Here is a 22,851-nt window from a genome sequence, read left to right on the forward strand (position 1 = left end):
TATCCGGTTTTTTTGTTTGACTGGATCCGATTCAGACTTCGACGAGCCGCTCCACAAAGAATTCCAGATGCCCACGGGGAGAGGAAGGCAGCGGCCAGTTATCAACTTTTTCCGCCAGCGCCTTGATCGCCAGGGAAGCTTTCGCCCTGGGATAGACATCCAGCACTGCCCGCTGCCGCTGAACCGCTTTTTTCACGGCTTCATCGTAAGGCACCATGCCGACATATTGTAGTGCCACATCCAGGAAGCGCTCGGTGACCCGGGTCAGTTTTTCAAACAGGTGCCGGCCTTCCTGCTCATTTCTCACCTGATTGGCAAGAATGCGGAAACGGTTGGTGCCGTAATCACGGTTCATGAGTTTGATCAGGGCGTAGCAGTCGGTGATGGAGGTGGGCTCGTCGCACACCACCAGGAGCAGCTCCTGGGAGGCTCTCAGAAAGCTCACCACTGATTCGGAAATGCCCGCGGCGGTGTCTACGATCAGCACATCGATCTGGTCACCGAGTTCGCTGAACGCGTTGATCAGCCCGGCATGCTCCATGGGGCTGAGCTGGGTCATTCGCTGGGTACCGGAGGACGCCGGTACAATCTTGATGCCACCGGGGCCATCGACCAGAACGTCCTTGAGGTCACAGTCGCCCGCCAGCACATCCTGAAGGTTCCGGTTGGCGGTAATACCGAGCAGTACATCGATATTGGCCAGCCCGAGGTCGGCATCAAGAAGCACGACTCTCCGGCCTTTCTGTGCCAGGGCAATCCCGAGGTTAACCGACACGTTACTCTTGCCGACTCCACCTTTTCCGCCGGAAACTGCAATCACCTGTACCGGTTGTGCTTTGCTCATACTGTTTTTTGTCTCTCGCCACGTTTAGCCGGGTGCTGTCTTTTCGGACGCTCGCTGTCAGTCTGTCCGCTCTCAGCGCCCGCTCTCTCAGGCTCCTTCTGCGACCGCCTGCTGTTTCTGGAGAGTTTTAAGCCGGTCCACGGCCAGCCGCACCAGCGGAACCGCTTCCGCGTGGTGCAGGTCTTCGGGAATCTTTTGCCCGTCAGTGTAGTAGGCCACCGGCAAACCGGTTTCCATCACAAAGCCGAGAGACTCGCCAAGTGTCAGGGCCTCGTCGATCTTGGTCATCACGCAGCCCGCAAGATTTGCCATCTTATAGCAATGCCAGACGGATTTCATGATGCGCGGCTGACTGGTGGCCGAGACCACCAGATGCGTCTTGACATTGTGATGGCTGCGCGCCAGTTCGGCCAGCTGTTCCTGATAGCCTTTGTCCGCACTGGTCAGCCCGGCAGTGTCGATCAGTACCAGATGACGGTCTGACAGCTCGTCCAGAATATCATCCAGACCGTGGCTCTCGTCGACGACTCGCACCGGAACATTCAGGATGCGACCGAAGACAAACAACTGCTCGTGGGCCGCCACCCGGTAGCGGTCAGTGGTAACCAGGGCCACGGAATCGGCACCATGCCTGAGCACATACCGCGCCGCCAGCTTGCCGATGGTGGTGGTTTTTCCGGAACCGGTGGGCCCCACCAGGGCAAAGACCCCGCCCTGATCCAGCCATTCTATGCGGGAAGTCCGTACGCCGGTGCACAGCATTTTGAGGGATTGCTTCCAGCCATCCTCCAGTCGCCCGGCCTTGTGGCGGCGAGAAATTGACCCCGCCAGATCGCTACCGAGACCGAACTCCTGAAGCCGCTCGGCCAGTCTCTGCTGAACCGCATTGGCTGCCGGCACCTCAGGCTCAGGCTTACCGCCCTGCATCAGGTCCTTCAGGGAACGGATCTCCGCACGCATCTGTGCCAGTTCATCGGAATAGGCCTCCCCGGACCGGACCGGAGCCGGATCCTGATCATCAAATCCGGAACCCACCACCTCCTGAACCGCCGGGAACGACGTACCGGCATAACCGCCCCCCTGGGCGGCCCGCTTTTCCCGGACCTCTCGGATTCGATCCCGGGACCGGCCGAGTTCGTCCTCAAGACGACGGTGCTGGTCCGCCTGCATTTCAGCCAGGCGGGAGCCGTTAGTGGCTTCCTGCGCCTGGTCACCCAATCGCTGACGCGCCATGTTTTCGTCGTAGTCCAGCGCCGTCACTATTTCGACGCCGCCGTCTACCCGGCGGTTTGAAAGAATTACGGCGTCTGGCCCCATCTGTTCACTGACCTGTTTCAGCGCCTCTGCCATGGTCCTGGCAAAAAACCGTTTTACTTTCATGATGCCTCTTCCTCCACCGGCAACGCCGTGCCGGCGCCGTCCGCTCTGTCATCCGCGCCGTTACTGGCCAACGGACGCCACGATCGTGATCTGTTTGTTATCCGGTATTTCCTGGTACGAGAGCACATGCAAACGCTCTACCCCGTAGCTGGCGAATTTCGCCAGTACCGGCCGCAGGGGCCCGGAAACCAGCAAAATGGCTGGCTTACCCAGCATTTCCTGCCGCTGGACGCTCTCCTGAAGGGAGCGCTGGAGCTTTTCAACCATATTCGGCTCCAGGACCAGGCCAATGTCTTCCTGTCCGCCGGATTGTTGACTCTGCTGAAAAGATTTTAGCAATAACTGTTCCAGATCCGGATCCAGGGTAATCACCGGTATCTCCGCCTCATTGCCGCAGATGCTCTGCACGATCATCCGCCGCAACGACTGACGGGCAACGGTAGTCAGCAACTTTGGATCCTGGCTCTTCGGATGGACATTGACGATAGCCTCGGCAATGGAGCGCATGTCCCGGATCGGCACTTCTTCCCGGAGCAGGTTTTGCAGCACCTTGAGAAGCAGACTGATGGAAACGGTGGTCGGTACCAGCTCCTCGGCGAGTTTCGGTGAAATCTTCTCCAACTGGTCCAGCCACTGCTGAACTTCCTCGTGGCCCAACAATTCATGGGCGTGCTTCTGCAGCACCTGATTCAGGTGAGTAGCCACGACCGTGCTGGCGTCCACAACCGTATAGCCGAGAGTCTGGGCCTGATCCTTGCGGTCCGGTTCGATCCAGCTGGCATCCAGGCCGAAGGCCGGGTCCTTGCCCTCAATGCCTTCAATTTTTCCGAATACCTGACCCGGATCGATAGCCAACTCCCGGTCGGGGTGAATCTCAGCCTCGGCGATGGTCACACCCATCAGCGTGATGCGGTAGACGTTGGGCATCAGATCGAGATTGTCGCGAATGTGAACCGAAGGCATCAGAAAGCCCAGATCCTGGGACAGCTTTTTTCGCACGCCCTTGATGCGGCTGAGCAGTTGGCCACCCTGGGACTTGTCCACCAGCGGAATAAGCCGATACCCCACCTCCAGGCCCACGATGTCCACAGTGGCCACATCGTCCCAGCCCAACTCTTTGGTTTCGCCCGGCGCCGGCAGTTGACGACCCTGGTCGGAGCCGGCGTCACCGCCCGGCGGAAGATCGCGGCCAGCCGGTCGAGGCGCGCCCCCGGCCCCACTCCGTCCCGGGAATACGCCCTCTTCTTCTATCGTCTGGCGCTGATGTTTCCAGATATACCAGGCGGCACCGCCGGCCAGGGTACCCAGCCCCAGGAAGGCCACATGGGGCATACCGGGAATCAGGCCAAGAATGATCAGGATGGCTGCGGCAATTGAGAGTGCCTTGGGCGCGCTGAACATCTGCTGCAAAATCTGCCCGCCCATGTCCTGGCTGGAAGTAACCCGGGTAACCATGATGGCGGCGGAGGTAGACAGCAGCAGCGACGGGATCTGCGCCACCAGACCATCACCGATGGTCAGCAGCGCATAGCGCTCCATGGCCAGGCCGAAATCCAGGCCATGCTGGAGCATACCAATGGCGACCCCGCCAATAATATTAATGGCCAGAATCAGCAGGCCGGCAACGGCATCGCCCTTCACGAACTTGGAAGCACCGTCCATGGAGCCGTAGAAGTCGGCTTCCTGGGCAATCTCTGCCCGGCGATGCTTGGCATCATCCTGGTTGATCAGACCGGCGTTCAGGTCGGCGTCGATCGCCATCTGCTTGCCTGGCATGGCATCCAGCGTAAACCGGGCACTTACCTCGGAAACCCGGCCGGCGCCCTTGGTCACCACCAGGAAGTTGATGATCATCAGGATCGCAAAGACCACCAGCCCAACGGCGTAGTTGCCGCCTATCAGCACCGCACCAAAGGACTCGATAACCTTACCCGCGGCATCCCCCCCCTCGTGGCCGTTCAGCAGCACGATCCGGGTAGACGCCACATTCAAAGCCAGGCGCAGCAGCGTCGCCACAAGCAGCACAGTCGGGAAAGAGGCGAACTCCATGGGCCGGAGGGCATAGACACACACCAGCAGGATGACGATCGACAGGGTGATGTTAAAGGTAAAGAACACGTCCAGCAGGAAGGCGGGCATGGGAAGAATCATCATGCCCAGCAACCCCATCAACATGACGGGTACGCCCAGATTGCCCCGCGTCAGGGTTTTGACGTTATTGAGGACCAAAGCTCTGTCCATGCCGGAAACTTCTCCGATTGCCGCGCCTGAAGGCGTTATGAAGGTCGGGATTCTGACGCCGGGACGTCGTTTGAAAGGGTTATGGCAAGATCCGTACCACTCCTGAGGGAATTTCACGCGGAGCAGTGCTCCGCAGCCTGACTCGCCTAGCCAGATACGGTATCCTTGCGCCATTTAATTGAGACACTGAAACCACAATCAGACACACAGGTGACCCCATGCCAATCCACGAGGTAAAACACCCGCTTATCCGCCACAAGCTCGGCCTGATGCGCCGGGCGGATATCAGCACCAAGAATTTTCGTGAGCTGGCGCAGGAAGTCGGTGCCCTGCTGACCTACGAGGCCACCAAGGATTTCAACCTGCAGGAAAAGACCATCGATGGCTGGGCCGGCCCGGTGACGGTGGAACAGATCCACGGCAAGAAAATCACCATTGTTCCGATTCTTCGTGCGGGTCTTGGCATGCTCGACGGCGTACTCAGCCTGATCCCGGTCGCCCGGGTAAGCGTTGTCGGCCAGATCCGCAACGAGGAAACCCTGGAAGCCAGCACCTATCTGGAAAAACTGGTTGGTGAGCTTGACCAGCGCATGGCACTGATTGTCGACCCGATGCTGGCTACCGGCGGCTCCATGATTTCCACCATCGAGCTGCTCAAGAAGGCGGGCAGCACCGAGATCCGGGCCCTGGTTCTGGTCGCCGCTCCAGAGGGTATTGAAAAGGTCCTGGAGAAACACCCGGATGTGTCTGTCTACACGGCCTCAGTTGACGAACGCCTGAACGAGAAAGGCTATATCCTTCCGGGTCTCGGCGATGCCGGCGACAAGATATTCGGCACCAAGCAGAAGGACGTTTGAGCATGCAGGACCCTACCAACGACCCGGTCTGGAAACAGGCGATCGCCGGCTCCCAGATGCTGTTGGTGGCCTTCGGCGCCCTGGTTCTGATGCCACTGATTACCGGGCTGGACCCCAACGTGGCCCTGTTCACGGCCGGCCTTGGCACCCTGATCTTCCACCTGGTCACCGGCGGCCAGATTCCCATCTTCCTGGCCTCCTCCTTCGCCTTTATCGCACCGGTTATTGCCTCCAAGGGCCGGTTTGGCATGGAAGAAACCCTCGGCGGCCTGATGGCTGCGGGTATCCTCTACATTATCCTGAGCGGGCTGATTCGCCTGAGGGGCACCGGGTTTGTACGCCGTCTTTTGCCTCCGGTCGTTATCGGCCCGGTGATCATGACCATCGGCCTTGGCCTGGCGCCGGTCGCCGTTCACATGGCGTCGGGCCGCACCGGTGATGGCGCCACCCAACTGATCCCGTACAACACCGCCATCTGGATCGCCATGATTTCCCTGGCGGTGACCATCATCATGTCGGTCTGGGCCCAGGGCATCTTCCGGCTGATCCCGATCATGTTCGGCGTTATTACCGGTTACCTCCTCTCCGCCTTCGCGGGCATCGTCGATACCACACCGATTCAGGAAGCGGCCTGGTTTGCCGTCCCCAACTTTGTTGCGCCGGCGTTCAGCTGGGGTGCTGTTCTGTTCATGATTCCGGTCGCCATCGCCCCGGCCATCGAACACATCGGCGACGTACTGGCCATCGGCAATGTCACCCGCAAGAATTACCTGGAAAAGCCCGGCCTTCACCGCACCCTGCTGGGTGACGGCCTGGCCACCAGCGCCGCTTCCCTGCTCGGCGGACCGCCTAACACGACCTACTCGGAAGTCACCGGCGCGGTCATGCTGACCCGGAACTTCAACCCGAAGGTGATGTGGTGGGCCGCCTGCATTGCTATTGTCCTGGCCTTCATGGGCAAGTTCGGCGCAGCCCTGCAGACCATCCCGGTGCCGGTCATGGGTGGCATCCTGTGCCTGCTGTTCGGTTCCATCGCCGTGGTTGGCCTTAACACACTGATCCGCCATCAGGTGGACCTGTCACAGTCCCGCAACCTGGTTATCGTGGGTGTCACCCTGGTGTTCGGTATTGGCGGCATGGTTCTGGGGAACCTGGAAGGCATTTCGCTGAGCGCGGTGGTTGCCATCACCCTGAACCTGGTGCTGCCCGGCAGCCACGAGGCCTGGGGAAGAGCCATTTATGAGCAGAAGACCGACTGACAGCTCCGGCATCAGTTTCACTGCCCTTTATACCGGCGCCGTCTGGCACCGGCACGGGCTGTCGGACGACACCCTGGCCACCGGGAAGGGTCGCTGGCTGTACCGCCTGATGACACCGTTCGAGGCCGTCAGCAAGGCAGCGGTTGGCGGCAACATCCGGACGTTCCTGCTCCAGCGCCACCTGATCATTGATCACCTGATTGACCGCGCCATTACCGAACGGGGCATTACCCAGGTTCTGGAAATCGCCTGCGGCATGTCACCCCGCGGCATCCGCCTCCGGCATAGGCACCCCCTGATCCACATGGTCGAAGCCGACCTGCCGGACATGGCCGGCCGCAAAGCGCTGCGGCTTCTGGCCACCAACCGGCTGGGCGACCATCATCAGGTTACTCCCATCGATATCCTCGCGGACCACGGTGAATACCAACTGGAAACGGTGATCGACCGCGTGTTCGACAACACCCGGCCGGTGATCATCATCACCGAAGGCCTCACCAGCTATTTTTCACTGGCGACCATCACCGACTTCTGGCGCCGCCTGTCCACCGCCATGGCCAGACGCCCCGGCTCCGTTTACCTGTCCGAAAGCTACTACCAACCCAGCCAGCCACTGCTGAACACCACCCTCAAAGCCCTCGGCAGCCTGCTCGGGGCCGCCACCCGCAGCCAGGTCAGCTTTCACTTCCAGACCGACGACCAGGCCCGGGAGCATTTCCTGTCCTGTGGTTTCACCTCGGCCACGGTTCACGATCCCCGGTCCTGGTATGGGGTTCTGCCGATACCCGAAAGCCGCGGGGAGCCGATGGTTCGGGTTATTGAGGCTAGCTGCTGAGTTCGTTGTTCTGGGATTCTGGTAGCCTGCTGAGTTTTGGAGTTTGCGGAGGTACGGGCACCCCTCCCAAAAACCGCTACGAGCACGTCCATGTGCGCTTGGTTCCGGCCATCCCTGGCCTCCAACATTTTTGGGAGGGGTGCCCGTACCTCCGCTATCCAAGCCCAGTAATATATCAACAATGTCGATGGAACTTGATTGGAGACCAGGCGTTGCGGAACAACCGGATGTATTGAATCAGGCGAAACTGTAGTAAGCCTCAGGAATGATGCCCAAACATCTTTGGGCGATATCGATGGGCTTGAAAAGGCCGCCCACAACCACGCAACCTCCAACCCTGAAAGGCTGGGAAACCAGGCTAAACATCCCGCCGCAAATCCGAAGGAATCGGAAAATCAGGCATACCAGGCTTAGGCCCACGCCCCTTGCGGAACTGCCGCAACTGGAACACATAGGCAAGAACCTGTGCGATAGCCATATAAAGGCCATCGGGAATCTCCTCGCCAATCTCGGTGTTGTGGTAAACCGCCCGGGTCAGCGGGGGCGTGCGCAGGATTTCGACTGTGTTCTCGCGGGCGATTTCCATGATCTTGAAGGCAATCTCGTCGGCACCCTTGGCCACCACCATGGGCGCGGCCATGGCCTCCTGGTCGTATTTCAGGGCGACTGCGTAGTGGGTCGGGTTGGTGATCACCACGTCTGCCGTGGGCACGTCCTGCATCATCCGGCGCTGGGCCATCTCGCGCTGGAGCTGGCGAATCTTGCCCTTGACCTCCGGCTTGCCCTCGGTGTCCTTATACTCGTCCTTCACTTCCTGCTTGGTCATCCGGAGTTTTTTCTGGTGATCGAAGATCTGGAAAGGCACGTCAATCACCGCAATGATGATGGTGGCGCAGGACAACAGGAAGAAACTCCAGCCCAGGGTCCAGAGCACGTGCTCCATCGCCGGTACCACCGGCTCTTCGGCAATGCTGAGCAGATCCTCGGTGCGCAGGTTGAGGATCAGGATGGCTAAAGCCATGACCACGCCGACTTTGGCAATGGCTTTGACCAGTTCAATCAGGGAGCGCATGGAGAACATGCGACCCAGGCCCTTGATGGGGTCCATGCGATTGAGTTTTGGCGCTACGGCTTTGCCGCTGATCAGCAAACCGCCGATGCCTATGGAGCCGAATACGGCGGCAATCAGGAGCATGACCAGGATGGGTGCGAGCGCCCAGGCGGCTTCCTTGACGGAAGCCAGCAGCTGGACGCTCATGTGCCGGGTGTCGAAAATGGCGGAGCGTTCAATAACGAAGCTGTCGTGCATGATGGCTTCCAGTGAGGCGCCGAGGCTGGTGCCGAACATGAGCAGGCCGCCGGCGCCGGCCAGGAGAACGGCCATGGTGGCCAGTTCCTTGGAGCGGGGGGTCTGGCCCTCCTCCTTGGCTTTTTCCAGCCTTCGGGGGGTGGCCTCTTCCGTTTTTTCCTGACTGTTGTCGTTTTCTTCGGCCATTCTCTGGATCCAACTTTCTGAGTTGCGGTCGGGGGTGATAAATTCCCGTAACAAGTTGAACTTGGTCAGGGCTGCCCTTGCAACCCCCGCATGAAGTCAAAGGTCTCCCTCGTGTACTGATCAAAGTGTGGCAGAAAATTGGCGTGCAGCACCCATATGGCAAACAACCCAAAAATCAGGCCAATCGGAAAACCGAGGGCGAAGATGTTCATCTGGGGCGCGGCACGGGTCATGACGCCGAAGGAGATGTTGACAATGAGCACGGCGGTCACGGCTGGCAGCGCCAGGAGCAAGGCGGAGGCGAACATCCAGCTGATCCGGTGGGCAAGTTCCCATACGCCGGTCTGACCCAGGCCCTCCATGCCAACGGGCAGGGTCCGGAAGCTTTCGATGAAGACTTCGAAGGCCACCAGGTGTCCGTTCATGGCCAGGAACAGCAGGGTGATTGTGATGGTGTAGATCTGGGACAGTACCGGCACGTTGACGCCGTTGGCCGGGTCGACCATGGAGGCGAAGCCGAGGCCCATTTGCATGGCGATCATCTGGCCGGCAACGACAAAGAGCTGCCACAGGGCGGTCAGCGCGAAGCCCATGCCGACGCCAATCAGGATCTGTTGCAGGGTGATTACCACGGCGTCGGCACTGAGGGCTTCAACCCGGGGTGCGGCCGGGATCATGGGCACGATAAGCACGGTCATCAGCAGGGCGAGACCCAGGCGCACCCGGGCCGGCACCAGTTGGCTGCCGAAGATGGGAATGACCATAAGAAAGCTGGCCATGCGGAACAGGGGCCAGAGGTGTTGGCCTACCCACTGGCCTATGATGTCCGCGCTGATGTCTGCCGGTATCATCCGTCAGCCGATCAGGTAAGGGATGCTGGAGATCAGGCGGTTGGCATGGTCCAGCAGTTGGGTCAGCATCCAGGGTCCCCAGACGATGATAACGACAAGCGTGACCAGCAGGCGTGGCAGGAAGCTCAGGGTCTGCTCGTTTATCTGGGTCGCCGCCTGGAAGGTACTGACAACCAGACCGATAATCAGACCCGGTCCGATGATTACGGACGCCAGCAGGACTATCAACCAGAGTGCTTCGCGCAGGATGTCGATAACCGTTTCCGGAGTCATAAGGCCTCCTATATTCCGTAACTGGCAGCCAGGGTGCCCATGACTAGGGCCCAGCCGTCCACCAGCACAAACAGCATGATCTTGAAAGGCAGGGAGATGATGATGGGCGACAGCATCAGCATACCCATCGCCATGAGAACACTGGCCACTACCATGTCGATAATCAGGAACGGGATGAACAGGATAAATCCGATCTGGAAGGCGGTCTTGAGCTCACTGGTGACAAACGCCGGCATCAGGATCCAGAAGGAAACGTCCTGCGGGGTGTCGTACTGCACGTCGGAAATTCGCATGAACAGGGCCAGATCGCTTTCCCGGGTCTGTTCCAGCATGAACTTTTTGAATGGCTGGCTGGCCTGCTCAACCGCCTCAAGAGACGTGACTTCTTCCTGCAGATAGGGCTGCAAACCTACCCGGTTGGCCTCTTCCAGTACCGGTTTCATGATGAAGATACTGAGAAACAGGGCCAGCCCCAGCAAAATCTGGTTTGACGGTGTGGACTGCAGGCCGATGGCCTGGCGGAGGATCGCAAACACCACGATGATACGGGTAAATGAGGTCATCATCATGAGCATCGCCGGCAGGAAGGTGAGCGCGGTCATCAGCGCCAGTATCTGCAGGGTCACCGAATATTCCTGTACGCCCTCGCCTTCCCCCGGCGTGACCGTAAACGCGGGAATACCGGGAATACCGGTAGATTCCTGAGCCAGAGCCAGTGGCGCCCAGGCCAGGCCGGCGAGCACAACCAGGGTCGGAATCAGTCGCTTGAGAGTCGCGGCAAGCATGGGCCTAGTCGTTCCTCGTCGGGGCGGTCCAGGATTTGCCGATCATGGTTTGCAGACGGCGGGCAAAATCACCGGAATTGGCATTGCCGGCGTCGACGACAGGCTCGTCAAACACGTGCAGGGTTCTTATGGCCGAGGGCGTAATCCCCAACAGGATCTGCTGACTACCCACCTCAATCAGGGCGATGCGTTCCCGTGTTCCGATGGCCATGACCGAAACCACCTTGATGGCGTTGTTGTTCATGCCGGTCATGCCGTTCATGCGGCGGATGATCCAGGCGCAGCCATAGATCACCGCAATCACGGCGACAAGGCCCAGACCAAGGCTGACAATGGTGCCAAGGGTATCCGGCGACCGGATCGGGGAAGCCGGAGCCGCAGTGCTGGCCGTTTCCTGAGCCAGGGCCGGAGTCACCAGCACCAACAATGAGATGCCCGGGAACTTTGACCACATATTATTTCTGCAACCGTTTGATTCGTTCGCCCGGGCTGATCACATCGGTCAGGCGAATGCCGAACTTTTCGTTCACCATAACAACCTCCCCGTGAGCAATCAGCGTACCGTTTACCAGGACATCCAGCGGTTCACCCGCCAGCCGGTCCAGCTCGATCACCGAGCCCTGGTTCAGCTGAAGCAGGTTGCGTATCGGAATCTGGGTGTTGCCTACTTCCATTGATATGGTGACCGGAATATCCAGGATAACGTCGATATCCGGTGACAGGCCATTGCCCTGGGCGGGCTCGGTTCCCGTATCGAATTCCTCCATGGGGGCCGTCTGAACGCCATTGTCGGCCTCCCCGGATTCACCGGCCTCGGCCATGGCGGCAGACCACTCGTCCTCACGGCTGCCCTCATCGCCGGATTCTTCCATGGCTGCTTCCCACTCGGCAGCCAGCTTTTCGTCTTCGCTGAGTTCCTGCTCGTCGTTCTTGTTGTCGTCAGCCATTGCGTCCCACCTTCAGTTGTTTCTTTACTTTGGGCAGCGTTGCCCGTTCGTGAATTCTCAGTGCCAGTTTTCCGTCACGGGTCCCCATCGTGGCTTTGTAGATGGGAATGCCGTTAGCGGTAACGGTCAGGTGATCCGGCATCTCCACGGGGATGATGTCTCCGGCCTTCATTCTTGCGATGTCCCGCAAGGAAATCCGCCGGCGACAGACCGTGGTGTTGATCGGCACGTTCACCTCCTTGATGTCTTCCTGCAGCGCGTTAACCCAACGCTCATCAACATCATCGATATCACTCTGTACCCCGGCGTCCAGTACGTCGCGGATAGGTTCTATCATGGAATAGGGCAAGGCGAAGTGGAGTTCTCCGCCGCCACCGTCCAGTTCGATATGGAAGGTGCTGACCACCACCACTTCGCTGGGGCTGACGATGTTGGCCATAGCCGGATTTACTTCCGAACTGAGGTACTCGAAATCGACCTTGAGCACCGCATGCCAGGCTTCTTTCATATCCTGAAATACCTGGTTCAGAACCATCTGGACGATGCGGGTCTCGGTCGGGGTGAATTCCCGGCCTTCGATCTTGGCATGGCGCCCTTCCCCGCCGAAGAAATTGTCCACCAGCTTGAACACCAGCTTGGCGTCCAGCACGAACAGGGAGGTGCCCCGCAACGGGCGTACCTTGCACAGGTTAAGGCTGGTGGGCACATACAGCGTGTGAATGTACTCACCAAATTTCATGATCTTGACGCCGCCGGTGGAAACGTCGGCGTTGCGGCGCATGAGGTTGAACAGACTGATTCGGGTATAGCGGGCAAACCGCTCATTGATCATTTCCAGGGTCGGCATGCGACCACGGACGATGCGGTCCTGGCTGGAGAGGTCGTAGGGCTTGATGCCGGAATCATCGGCCTCTTCGTAGGTATCTATGTCACCATCATCCACCCCGTGGAGGAGGGCATCGATTTCATCCTGTGACAACAAGTCCTGCATACTTAATCCTGCCCCTGATAGGCTTCGCCCATGCCCTATTGCACAACAAAATTTCTGAATAGCACCCGTTTGACCGCGGGCTCACCTTCCTGTTCCAGCACCTGGTTCACGGTCGTCAGCATTCGCTCGGCCAGGCCCCGGCGCCCCTCGGGTGTCTGCAACTCATTGAACTCACTGTTACCAAGAACCATGACCAACTGGCTGCGAATCAGTGGCAAGTGCAGTTGCGCCGCTGCCAGAGCCTGCGGATCAGTCGCTTCCAGCGCCAGGTAGACCTGGGCATAACGCTGGCGCCCCTGGGCTTGCACCGTCGTAACCAGAGCCTTGTCAATCAGTACGTAGGTGCTGGGAACAAAGCTTTCTTCTGCTGCCTCGCCCGCTTCCCCATCGTCTTCGCCCATTCCTGGCAAACCACCACCGAGAAACCACAGGGTGCCCACAACAGACAGTACAATCGCCAGAATCACGACCACCACCAGCATGATGATCAGCTTCAGTTTGCCTTTTTTGGCGGGAGCCGTTTCAGACGCGTTATTTTCAGCCATAGTGTTCGCTTTGCCAGAAATCCGTCAGAGGGAGCGTTTTTCCGTGACTTTTTCAGATTGGATGCAAAGGATGGGCCAGAAACCCCAACCTTCCCGTTCAGGACAGCAGTTTAGCGTTGCCGGGAAGGATGGGCAAAAGAGATTGGAAGAGCATGTCGGGAGCCGTCAGGCGAAGATGTCCACTTCGCCTTTCCAGCTGAGATCAAGGTTAACCGAGTTCAGGCTGTCGTCATCCTGCCCGGTATCGGCAAGTGGCGATGCCGTGGCTGTACCGGAGGCATGGCTGTCGCCGGCTCCCTGGTCACCGGTCTGCTGCCGGGGCGAATCAGAAACATCAAATCCTGCCAGCGACAGGCCCTGCTCTCCCAGCATGTCCCGCAACCGGTGGGAATGCAGTTCCAGCTGGTCCCGCACCACAGGGTTGGCAGAGTAAACGGTGATGTTCGCCTGTTCATTCTGAACCCGGACCTTAACCTCCATCGGCCCCATGTCGGGCGGAGTCAGGTGAATTTCCGCCACCGACATATTCCGGGCGGTCAGCCAACTGAGCTTACCGACCAGTTTGTCACCCCACTCGGCGTGGCCAACCGGTACATCAATGGAGGTGGCGTAACTCCTCAGCGGGCCCGCCGTCTCGGCAGTCAGCTTTGCAGCGGCATTGGTGCCGCTTGCCCCTTGCTGCGACACCAGGTCAAGGGCCGACTGGAAACGACCGGAGGTAAGCACTGTGCCCGAATCCGCGTTCCGGCCAAGGTCCGTGAGCGCCGCAGCTTTCACGGCTTCCGTCACCGTTGCATCCGATGTGACACCGGCAGGGGTTTTGGCGTTCTGGCCAGGAACGTTCGACAGGAGCCCGTTGAACAGTCCATTGCCCGGGGTCAACTGACCGGCTACTCCGGCCGGCATCCCGGACCCGGTTTTGGGTGCGGCTGCAAACAGGCTGGCCTCGCCCGGGCTAGCGGATTGCGGACTTAGCCAGGCCTGCAATTCGGCAAAGGTAAGCGGGAGCACAGTAGCGTCCGGGTCTGTTCCATCCTCGGCGACCTCAGTCTCAGCGGAGGTTGAGCTCGCCGCGTCAAAGGACCCGACGGCTTCTTCATCACCTTTCGTGACGGTGCCTGTGGCGCCGGAAGCCTCACTCTGGCCGGTGTCAGATTGGGCAGGCTGTTGCTCATCGGTGGAACTTGCCTTGTCGTTTCGCTCCGCCTTCTGGCGATCCATACGTTTTTGCTCCGCCTCTGAGACCGACTCAAAATCGCGTTTTCTTTCAGCCGTATCGCCACTGCTGGCGGATCTGGAAGGGCCGGATTCCTTCTGAATCCCGGGCGCAGGAGTTTGGGGAAGAACCATTTGGGCCATGGCAACCTCTTGCCGCTTTTGTCACGTTGGCGCCCTTACCTTGCCGGACTCTGGCCGATGCACGGGCGATTGTTCCACTATTGCAAAAGGCTAAGCAAATGCGGTGCCAGGCACTCTGGTTTGATAAAGCGGCGCCAATTAACGCACCAGCAGACCCTCCAGCCTTTGGGTTACCTGATGAAATTCCGCCTCAATGGCATCCAGCAATGCCGGAGCCTCTTCCAGACGAGATTCTTTTCCGGCCATTTCGGCATTCAGGCTCAGTTCACCGAGCCGGGGAGCGCCGATATTGATACAGCTGCCCTTGAAACTATGGGCTGTTTTGATGAAGGCATCGCTGTCATTTGCCTCCAGCGCTTCCCGCAAACTCCGGATCCTGTCCCGGGAATCCGCAAGATAGGTCTGTATCAAAACGTCGAATTCGTCTTCCATGACGTCCTGAAGCTCAGCCAGCGCTTCCTCGTCAAGGTGTGGTTTATCACTCATGACCGACCCCCTGGTACGTTTGATGACATTTAACGGGCCATATCGCCCTGGTTTGCCGCGGCGCCACTGAAGTGCCAATCATAGACAATTTCAACATGATTACCCTGCTCATGAAACCTGACGGATTCAGAAAGGCGTTTCAACAGCAGCAGGCCCCGCCCGGCATATCGCTTACTACCTTCGGGGTAAGCGCTGGATGTGACACCCGGATGGCTTTGGAAATCAAACCCCCGTCCGCTGTCCTCACACACCACACGCAGCCGGCCGCCATCCGGTTTCAGGGAATGATGAAGGGTAAAGCGAATATAATGGCCCTCGACATTGCCCAGACGCCGCTTACGCTCCAGATAGTAACGGCCAAACCCTTCCGGGGAATGTTTCCACTCCGACGGCAGTTCCAGCACGCCGTGTTCGAGGGCATTGTTGTAGAGCTCCGCCAGCAGCGTATAGATCTCGCCGCTTCGCCGGCGAAGGCCCGGGACCTCCATGCAGATATGCAGAAGCAGCGGCAGCGGACTGAACTCCCCGAGGGTCTGCTCCCGGATCTCATAGCTGCAACGCCACTCCGCAGGGCCGGCAAGCGAGGAAGGCACCGTCCGGTCCGGCAAAGCGGAAAAACTTGCCTGGTCGCTCATTTCCAGACAACAGAGCGTCAGATCGTCGCCATCTTTGAGGTCCCCGGTAAACCGGTGTACCGCCGACATCATGGTATCAAACGGGTGCTCGCTGTTATCGGAATGTGCCAGGGCATCAGCCACACCCCGCTCGCCAAACACGTTTCCGGCGCTGTCCGCGGCTTCCAGAAACCCGTCGGTCATCATCATCAGACGGTCGCCGGGGCCGGTGCCAAGCCTTTCGAACTCCGCACTGAACTGGTCCGGCGCGAGGATACCGAGGGGCAGGTGCCGCGAAGGCAGCGCCTGCCGGTCATCCGAAGAGCGAATCAGCCAGCCGTCCGGCAAACCACCATTCCAGACCTGAACCTGATTGAGCTTGAAATCCGCCTCAATCATGGCGCCGCAACAGAACATGTCGGTGGGAAGAATGCGCTTGAGTTTCTGGTTGATCTCCCGCAACACATCCTGGCCGTTAAAGCCTTTGCTGGCCATGCCGTAAAAGATTTCTGCAACCGGCATGGCGCCAATGGCTGCCGGCAATCCATGACCGGTAAAGTCACCCATGAAAATGAGCATGCCGCCGGCCGGTCTCGGAGACGCAAACAACACGTCGCCATTAAAAATGGATTGCGGCGACGCATGGTAGCGAATGTTGCTCGCGTCCAGGCAACCAGAGTGAGCAACGTTGTCGAATACCCGCTTGGCAACTTCCTGCTCTTCGGTCAATTGCCGGTTCCGCTCCCGGATCAGATCCCGCTGGTCAGACAGGGCCTGGTGCATCAGCCGCATCCGGTTGAAGGCGTTGATCTTCGCTTCGATGATGATCCGGTTGTAGGGTTTTCCCAGAAAGTCATCGCCGCCGGCTTCCAGGCACCGGGCCAGCGCCCCGGCTTCGGACAGGGACGTCAGGAAAATCAGCGGAACCAGCCGTTCGCCGGCCAGGGATTTGATCTGCCGGGCAGCCTCCATACCATCCATCAGCGGCATCAAGGCATCCAGCAGAACGAGATCCGGCGCTTCCTGCCGGAACAGGGAGACGGCATCGAGGCCATTCGAGGCATCCAGGACTTCGTGGCCCAGGCGCTTTAAAAGGGTTTTAAGGATGAGGCGATCACTGTCCGAATCATCGGCAATAAGAATTCTGAGTGGTCGGTGTTCTGCAACGGCATCATCCATGAGAGCTCCGGCAGTTCGTACGCATCAGCGAATGTTGAACAGTTGCTCGAAATTGGAGATGGAGAGGATTCGCCGGACGTCGTTATTGCAATTCTCAATCGCAATGCGGGCGCTGTCGCCGCCGGCATAATCCCTGAGCAACAACAGCATGCCCAGCGCCGAGCTATCCAGGTAGGTTGTATCCGACAGGTCTACGACATACCCCCGGATGTCCGGATCGCCATGCTCGTAGGCATCCCGGAACGCCTGGTGGGTGCTGAAGTCAAAGCGCCCCTCAATTCTTATAACAAGGGTCCGACCGCTATTATCGCGGCGCGTCTGAATCGGCATTCCCAAACCTCCAAAGGCGTCAAGAGCAGCATTCAACCGGCCCTACCCACCGGCGCTTCTTCGGTTAAGGATAGCTGAGTGACCTGAAATTGCATCCGCATTTGCTTGATGCAGGACAAAATTCAGCGCTGCCGCCGGCTAAAGGCCCGGCCTGCCGCCTCATCCGAAAGCTTCTGGTCACGAAGGTCCTGCTCTGTGCGTTCCTGTTGTCGGCAGGTGTCGATGTATTTTTCCATGCCACGGCGCCGCTCCCAGGCTTGCTGCCATTCCTGCTTGCGCACCTCGAACACTTTCTCCGCTTGATCCAGCTGCGTCTGCTGCTGCCGGATCACCTGGTCGAGTTGCGCAATGAAGGCCTGCCAGGCCTGCAGGCGAGACACCTGCACCACCCCTTGCTGGCTGTTCCGGATCTGCTGGCGATACTCCTGCTGGTAGCGGTTCAGGTTTTCCACCTGTTCACGCTGCTGGTCAACCAGTTTGCGGGCTTCGCCCATCCGCTCCAGGGCCTCCTGCTCTTTGCGTACCTCAAGGGAGAGAACCACTGCCAGCCGCTGTGACCTCAGCATCAGCCGTCACCTGCGCCACTGGCGGGATTCGGTACGGCAGATTTGCGCCGCTCAGGAGATCGGCGCTCAGGCACAACCGCCAGCAACTGTTCGATACTGTCCTTCAGCGGTGCACTCTCGTTCAGCCCCTGCTGCAAAAACTGTCGCATATTGCCGATGTGGGTAATGGCAAAATCGGTTTCCGGATCGGAACCTTTCACGTAGGCACCAACCGATATAAGGTCCCTGGCCTGCTGATAGCGGGAATACACCTGCTTGAACCGCTGGGCCCGGGCGAAATGCTCGGTGTCGGTGACCTGGGGCATTACCCGGCTGATCGAGGCTTCCACATCGATTGCCGGGTAATGGCCCTCTTCCGCCAGCCGGCGGGACAACACAATATGGCCATCGAGAATTGCACGGGCGGCATCGGCGATCGGATCCTGCTGGTCGTCGCCTTCGGTCAGTACGGTATAGAACGCAGTGATGGACCCACCGCCGGGGCGGCCATTACCGGTTCGTTCCACGAGCTGCGGTAATTTGGCAAACACCGATGGCGGGTAACCCTTGGTCGCTGGGGGCTCACCAACGGCCAGGGCGATTTCCCGCTGCGCCTGGGCGTACCGGGTCAGGGAATCCATCAAAAGGAGCACTCGCTTGCCCTGATCCCGGTAATACTCGGCAATCCGGGTGGTCAGCATGGCAGCGCGCAGGCGCATCAGCGGTGAATCATCCGCCGGTGAGGCCACCACCACCGAGCGTAAAAGTCCTTCCTCGCCAAGGATGTCCTCAATGAACTCCTTGACCTCACGGCCCCGCTCGCCAATCAGGCCAACCACGGTGATGTCGGCATCGGTAAACCGGGTCATCATGCCCAGCAGCATACTCTTGCCCACGCCACTGCCGGCAAACAGGCCCAGGCGCTGACCCTGGCCAACGGTCAGCAAGGCATTGACGGCGCGAATGCCGACGTCCATGGACTGGCGCACCGGCGCACGGTTCAGGGGGTTGATAATATCGCCGGCCAGGGGCACCCGGGCTTCCGCCTGTAAGGGCCCCTTGCCATCAAGGGGCTCACCGCTGCCATCGACCACCCGGCCCAGCAGTTGCGGGCCCACCGGTACGCGGCTTGCCGCCGACAGGGGCACCACCCTTGCCCCCGGCTTGAGGCCCTCAATCGCGGTGAGGGGCATCAGGTAAACCCGGTCATCCTCAAACCCCACGACTTCGGCTTCAACATTGCCGGCACCCTGGCCAAAGATCACACATCGGTCACCCACCACCATGGGACAGCCAACGCATTCGAGGGTCAGACCGACCATCCGGGTCAGCCGGCCGGATAGCTCCGGTTCGGGCTCATTGCCAAGAAAGCCCTTGAAGCGGCTCAGGCGGTCAGCGAGGTTCGAGGCCATCAACGTCACCTTCGTTCCGCACCGGCTTCGGGCCTTCCCGGGAGTCCTCCGGCTCCTGCGAACCCAGGACATCGCGATGGAAACCGGTCAGATCCTCCATCAGCGAATCCAGTTCTTCGGTTTCTCCGCTTTCGCTCTCGCTCATCTGTTGGTCCAGCATGCTCTGAACGGCTCGCTGGAAACGCTTCTCCACGGTGAAATCAACCAGGCTATGGCGAGTCTCCACCCTGCAGCCACCGGGCAGGATGTTGTCGTCTTCAATCACCGAAGCGGATGTTTCGAGGCGTGCAGTAACTTCCCGGACCATTTCACAATCTTCCGGATGAATATGGATGCGGATGTTTTCTGCCGTGGAGGGAAGGGCATCCAGTGCCCGGCGAACCACATGCCGAATCTGGGAGGAATCGATGGTAAGTTCCCGGTAGACCACCGCCCGGGCCAGAACGGTGGTGAGATTAACCAGGGCGGTTTCCAGCTCGTCTTCGTGGCGCCGGATGGGCAGCAGCAGCTCGCCCAGCAGATGCTCGAGCCGGTCAAGTTTGGTATCAGTTTCCTTGCGGGTATCCTCGTAGCCCTGGCTCTTGCCCTGCTCCCGACCTTCCGCCAGCCCGGTTTCCAGGCCTTCCTGATGGCCCTGTTTACGTCCTTCCGTGAGCCCGGCCTGATAGCCCTGCTCCCGGCCTTCGTTATAGCCATCTTCCCGCGCGGCCTGGCGGATCCCGTCAATGTCCGCCGCCGTCAGGGGTTTGACGTCCCTCTCCTCTTCCCTGGCCACTTCGTTGCCACGCGCATCCAGCAAGGGCAGCTCCCAGCGCTCATAGGCTGTCAGTTGCTCTTTCGGAATCCGGTTGAGGTCGCGGGTGGAATCTTTCATCACATCATTTCTTCGCCAGCGCCGCCGAGGGAGATTTCACCGGCCTCCGCCATGCGACGTGCGATGGTAATGATGTCTTTCTGTGCGGATTCAACTTCGCTGACCTTGACCGGCCCCTTGGCCTCCAGATCATCCTGAAGCAGTTCCGCCGCACGCTTGGACATGTTCTTGAAGATCTTTTCCTGCACCTGGTCGTCGGCACCCTTGAGCGCCACCACCAGAACCTCCGAGGACACCTCCCGCAGCAGCGCCTGGATACCGCGATCGTCGACCTCCTTGAGGTTGTCGAACACGAACATGAGATCTTCGATGGTGCTGGCAAGATCCGGATCCATGTCCTTGATGGAATCCATCAGGTTGCCTTCAATGCTCCGGTCCATGAAGTTCATGATGTCCGCCGCCCGCTTCACGCCGCCAATCCGGCTGGTCTGGGAGGCGGCGCCACCGGAGAACTGTTTCTCCAGAATATCGTTCAGTTCCTGCAGGGCCTGGGGCTGGATGCTCTCCAGCGATGCCACCCGCATCATCACATCAAGGCGGACTTTTTCATCGAGTGTGCCAAGAATCTCCGCGGCCTGGTCCGGATCCAGGTAGGAGATAACAATGGCCTGGATCTGGGGATGCTCATAACGAATGATGTCACCCACGGCCCGGGGTTCCATCCATTTGAGGGTATCCAGCCCCGTGGTGTTGCCGCCGATCAGGATGCGGTCAATCAGGCTGGCGGCCTTATCGTCGCCCAGAGCCTGGGTTAGCATCGCCCGGATGTAATCGTCATTGCCCACGCCCAGACCGGTCTGGCCACCCACGGCATCGACAAACTGATTCAGTACAAAGGTCACGTCGTCCTTGCTGACATCTTTCATCTGGGCCATGGCAACGCCCACACGCTGAACCTCTTTAGGCCCCATGTGTTTCAGAACCTCGGCAGCATCGGCCTCGCCCAGGGACATCAGCAGAATGGCTGCCTGCTCAACCCTCGGAATCTTCCGCTGGGGTTTCTGCGGTGCGCTGGTGCCCTGCTGGTTGGCTTGTTCAGTCATCGACGTTCACCCACTGGCGCATCACCTGTGCGACCCTCGCCGGGTCCTCCGCGATCAGGCCTTTCAGTGCATTCAGCTGCCTATCATAACTGTCTGTCGCGCCCGGCAAAAGCAGGTCATCCTGTGAGGACATGGCCTTGCGCAGTTCATCACCGCCTTCAATCTGGCCAAGACCACCATAACCGCCATCACCGGAATCCATGCCCCGTTCCCGCCGGCCACCGCCAGAAAGGCTCTTGAGGGTCGGGCGCAGCAGGCCAAGTACCAGAACCAGAACAACCAGCCCGGCCAGCACCTGCTTCATCAGATCCCAGAACCAGGGCTGCTCCCAGAATCCCGGGGCCTCGAATTCAACGGTTTCTTCCGGTGCGAATGCGGTGTTCATTACGGTAACGCTGTCGCCCCTTGCCGCTGAATAACCCACTGCATCCCGCACCAGCATACTCAGGCGTTGCAATTCCTGCTCAGGCCAGGGCTCATAGCTGACCTCACCGGTCTGGGGATCGACCACTCTCATGTCGTCCACGGCCAGTGCTACGGTAATTCGTTTGATCCGGCCGAGCTCCTGGCGCACGTAACTGACCGTGCGGTCCATTTCATAATTCCGTGTCGACTCGCGACGAACATTCACCGGCGGGGGCGCAGCGCCTTCGCCATTTCCTCCGACGGCCTGCTCTGGCACCGTCGCATCTGCCGGAGGCTGGTTGGCCAGCGCACCTGGAATCCCGCCCGAGGCCCCGGCCGCGCGCTGTTCGGTAAGCTCCCGCTCACTTCGTACGGCTTGCTGCTCCGGATTGAAAAGCTCTTCCGCCTGCTCAACAGAAGAGAAATCAAGATCCGCGGAGACCTCTGCCCGATACCGGCCATCGCCTACAATCGGTGAGATCAGGGACGCGACACTGCGCGTCAGCCGTTCTTCAATCCTGGAGGTGTAGTCATACTGATCTGCCATCCTGTCAGCATCACCCTGGCTTTTCTTGCCGGTGAGCAGGTTGCCGTTCTGGTCCACGACAGTCACGTGTTCCTTGCTCATCATCGGAATGCTGCCAGCAACCAGATTCACAATCGCGCTGATCTGCTCGTGCTCCGGCCGGCGGCCTGCGAACACTTCAAGAAACACAGAGGCAGAGGGCTCCCGGGCATCACGGACGAAAACCGAACGCTCGGGAATGGCCAGGTGAACCCGGGCATTGCGCACACCTCGCATGCTGGCAATGGTGCGGGCCAGCTCACCCTCAAGGCCTCTGCGGTAGCTGATGGTTTCCATGAACTGGGAGGTGCCCAGTCCGCGCTCCTGGTCGAGCAACTCGTAGCCCATGGTTTTTCGGTCGGTCACACCCTCGGCCGCCAGCTTCAGCCGCGCGTTATAGACCTGGTCCGACGGAACCAGCAAAGCGCCGGTGCGCGGGTCCATCTTGTATTCGATGCCATTGCTTTCAAGGATGGAGGTAACGTCCTGCGGGTTGTAGGAGGACAGATCCCCCACCACAGGCTGGTAATTCGGCTCCTGAGCCCAGAGCACCACGGCCAGCCCCAGTGCCACGCTGGCAGCAAGACCAACCATCAGGCCAATCTGGCGCAGCAGGTTCAGTCGGTTGAACCCGAGGAACAAATCGCTCCGGCTCTCCGGCGCGTCGCCATCCCGGGCTGCCGGAACATTGGAGGCGTTGGTTTCTGCGGGTACGCTGGCCATGACTCTGCTCCGT

General features: G+C 59.5%; 23 protein-coding genes. 3 read left to right on the forward strand and 20 right to left on the reverse strand.

Annotated elements, in window-relative coordinates; translation table 11 throughout:
- Window positions 1–31 precede the first annotated feature (31 nt).
- From D0851_RS04775 to flhA, 3 genes are all read right to left on the reverse strand, one after another.
- Window positions 32–844, reverse strand: coding sequence for a MinD/ParA family protein (locus D0851_RS04775; protein WP_117617597.1), 813 nt, complete (start codon window positions 842–844; stop codon window positions 32–34).
- Between the two features lie 87 nt (window positions 845–931).
- Entirely contained in the window at window positions 932–2,224 is a 1,293-nt protein-coding gene (gene flhF, locus D0851_RS04780) for a flagellar biosynthesis protein FlhF (protein ID WP_117617598.1), read from the reverse strand.
- A 60-nt stretch (window positions 2,225–2,284) separates the two neighbouring features.
- Window positions 2,285–4,465 (reverse strand): flagellar biosynthesis protein FlhA, encoded by a 2,181-nt coding sequence (flhA, locus tag D0851_RS04785; RefSeq protein WP_117617599.1) that lies wholly within the window; start codon window positions 4,463–4,465, stop codon window positions 2,285–2,287.
- A 218-nt stretch (window positions 4,466–4,683) separates the two neighbouring features.
- Here flhA and upp point away from each other — a divergent pair, with 218 nt between their 5' ends.
- From upp to D0851_RS04800, 3 genes are read left to right on the forward strand one after another with little or no spacing between them, the layout of a single operon-like run.
- Window positions 4,684–5,322 carry a uracil phosphoribosyltransferase gene (gene upp, locus D0851_RS04790; RefSeq protein ID WP_117617600.1) on the forward strand — a complete coding sequence of 213 codons (639 nt, stop codon included), beginning with the start codon at window positions 4,684–4,686 and terminating at the stop codon, window positions 5,320–5,322.
- A gap of 2 nt (window positions 5,323–5,324) precedes the next feature.
- Window positions 5,325–6,581, forward strand: coding sequence for a uracil-xanthine permease family protein (locus D0851_RS04795; RefSeq protein WP_117617601.1), 1,257 nt, complete (start codon window positions 5,325–5,327; stop codon window positions 6,579–6,581).
- A complete protein-coding gene (locus D0851_RS04800) occupies window positions 6,562–7,416 on the forward strand; it encodes a class I SAM-dependent methyltransferase (protein WP_117617602.1) in 855 nt (284 codons plus the stop codon). Before D0851_RS04795 ends, D0851_RS04800 begins: the two co-directional genes overlap by 20 nt.
- Window positions 7,417–7,774: 358 nt before the next feature.
- Here the strand turns inward: D0851_RS04800 and flhB are convergent, their stop codons facing one another.
- The 17 genes from flhB to fliF form a co-directional block, all read right to left on the reverse strand.
- Window positions 7,775–8,911 carry a flagellar biosynthesis protein FlhB gene (gene flhB / locus D0851_RS04805; protein ID WP_117617603.1) on the reverse strand — a complete coding sequence of 379 codons (1,137 nt, stop codon included), beginning with the start codon at window positions 8,909–8,911 and terminating at the stop codon, window positions 7,775–7,777.
- A 65-nt stretch (window positions 8,912–8,976) separates the two neighbouring features.
- The gene (gene fliR / locus D0851_RS04810; protein WP_117617604.1) at window positions 8,977–9,762 is read right to left on the reverse strand and encodes a flagellar biosynthetic protein FliR; all 786 of its coding nucleotides are present in this window, start codon (window positions 9,760–9,762) and stop codon (window positions 8,977–8,979) included.
- Window positions 9,763–9,765: 3 nt separating this feature from the next.
- Window positions 9,766–10,035 (reverse strand): flagellar biosynthesis protein FliQ, encoded by a 270-nt coding sequence (gene fliQ / locus D0851_RS04815; protein WP_053112477.1) that lies wholly within the window; start codon window positions 10,033–10,035, stop codon window positions 9,766–9,768.
- Window positions 10,036–10,043: 8 nt separating this feature from the next.
- Window positions 10,044–10,820: a flagellar type III secretion system pore protein FliP gene (fliP, locus tag D0851_RS04820; protein WP_117617605.1), complete on the reverse strand. Its 777-nt coding sequence runs from the start codon at window positions 10,818–10,820 to the stop codon at window positions 10,044–10,046.
- A gap of 4 nt (window positions 10,821–10,824) precedes the next feature.
- Entirely contained in the window at window positions 10,825–11,274 is a 450-nt protein-coding gene (fliO, locus tag D0851_RS04825) for a flagellar biosynthetic protein FliO (RefSeq protein ID WP_117617606.1), read from the reverse strand.
- Window position 11,275: 1 nt separating this feature from the next.
- Window positions 11,276–11,767 (reverse strand): flagellar motor switch protein FliN, encoded by a 492-nt coding sequence (gene fliN / locus D0851_RS04830; RefSeq protein ID WP_117617607.1) that lies wholly within the window; start codon window positions 11,765–11,767, stop codon window positions 11,276–11,278.
- Window positions 11,760–12,758, reverse strand: a complete 999-nt coding sequence (fliM, locus tag D0851_RS04835) for a flagellar motor switch protein FliM (protein ID WP_117617608.1) — start codon at window positions 12,756–12,758, stop codon at window positions 11,760–11,762. The genes fliN and fliM overlap by 8 nt, the downstream gene beginning before the upstream one ends.
- A 35-nt stretch (window positions 12,759–12,793) precedes the next feature.
- On the reverse strand, window positions 12,794–13,303 hold the full coding sequence (gene fliL, locus D0851_RS04840) for a flagellar basal body-associated protein FliL (RefSeq protein ID WP_117617609.1): 510 nt from the start codon (window positions 13,301–13,303) through the stop codon (window positions 12,794–12,796).
- A 165-nt stretch (window positions 13,304–13,468) separates the two neighbouring features.
- The gene (locus D0851_RS04845; protein ID WP_227539445.1) at window positions 13,469–14,524 is read right to left on the reverse strand and encodes a flagellar hook-length control protein FliK; all 1,056 of its coding nucleotides are present in this window, start codon (window positions 14,522–14,524) and stop codon (window positions 13,469–13,471) included.
- A 276-nt stretch (window positions 14,525–14,800) separates the two neighbouring features.
- Window positions 14,801–15,148 (reverse strand): Hpt domain-containing protein, encoded by a 348-nt coding sequence (locus D0851_RS04850; protein WP_117617611.1) that lies wholly within the window; start codon window positions 15,146–15,148, stop codon window positions 14,801–14,803.
- Window positions 15,149–15,177: 29 nt separating this feature from the next.
- A complete protein-coding gene (locus D0851_RS04855; RefSeq protein WP_117617612.1) occupies window positions 15,178–16,941 on the reverse strand; it encodes a PP2C family protein-serine/threonine phosphatase in 1,764 nt (587 codons plus the stop codon).
- 24 nt (window positions 16,942–16,965) lie between these two features.
- Window positions 16,966–17,271: an STAS domain-containing protein gene (locus tag D0851_RS04860; RefSeq protein ID WP_117617613.1), complete on the reverse strand. Its 306-nt coding sequence runs from the start codon at window positions 17,269–17,271 to the stop codon at window positions 16,966–16,968.
- Between the two features lie 122 nt (window positions 17,272–17,393).
- On the reverse strand, window positions 17,394–17,837 hold the full coding sequence (gene fliJ, locus D0851_RS04865; RefSeq protein WP_117617614.1) for a flagellar export protein FliJ: 444 nt from the start codon (window positions 17,835–17,837) through the stop codon (window positions 17,394–17,396).
- Window positions 17,837–19,228, reverse strand: coding sequence for a flagellar protein export ATPase FliI (fliI, locus tag D0851_RS04870; RefSeq protein ID WP_117617615.1), 1,392 nt, complete (start codon window positions 19,226–19,228; stop codon window positions 17,837–17,839). Before fliI ends, fliJ begins: the two co-directional genes overlap by 1 nt.
- A complete protein-coding gene (locus D0851_RS04875; RefSeq protein WP_117617616.1) occupies window positions 19,209–20,102 on the reverse strand; it encodes a flagellar assembly protein FliH in 894 nt (297 codons plus the stop codon). Before D0851_RS04875 ends, fliI begins: the two co-directional genes overlap by 20 nt.
- Window positions 20,102–21,145 carry a flagellar motor switch protein FliG gene (gene fliG, locus D0851_RS04880; protein WP_117617617.1) on the reverse strand — a complete coding sequence of 348 codons (1,044 nt, stop codon included), beginning with the start codon at window positions 21,143–21,145 and terminating at the stop codon, window positions 20,102–20,104. The genes D0851_RS04875 and fliG overlap by 1 nt, the downstream gene beginning before the upstream one ends.
- Window positions 21,138–22,838, reverse strand: a complete 1,701-nt coding sequence (fliF, locus tag D0851_RS04885) for a flagellar basal-body MS-ring/collar protein FliF (RefSeq protein WP_117617618.1) — start codon at window positions 22,836–22,838, stop codon at window positions 21,138–21,140. The genes fliG and fliF overlap by 8 nt, the downstream gene beginning before the upstream one ends.
- Window positions 22,839–22,851 lie beyond the last annotated feature (13 nt).

Source organism: Marinobacter sp. Arc7-DN-1, from assembly GCF_003441595.1.
Classification (GTDB): domain Bacteria; phylum Pseudomonadota; class Gammaproteobacteria; order Pseudomonadales; family Oleiphilaceae; genus Marinobacter; species Marinobacter metalliresistant.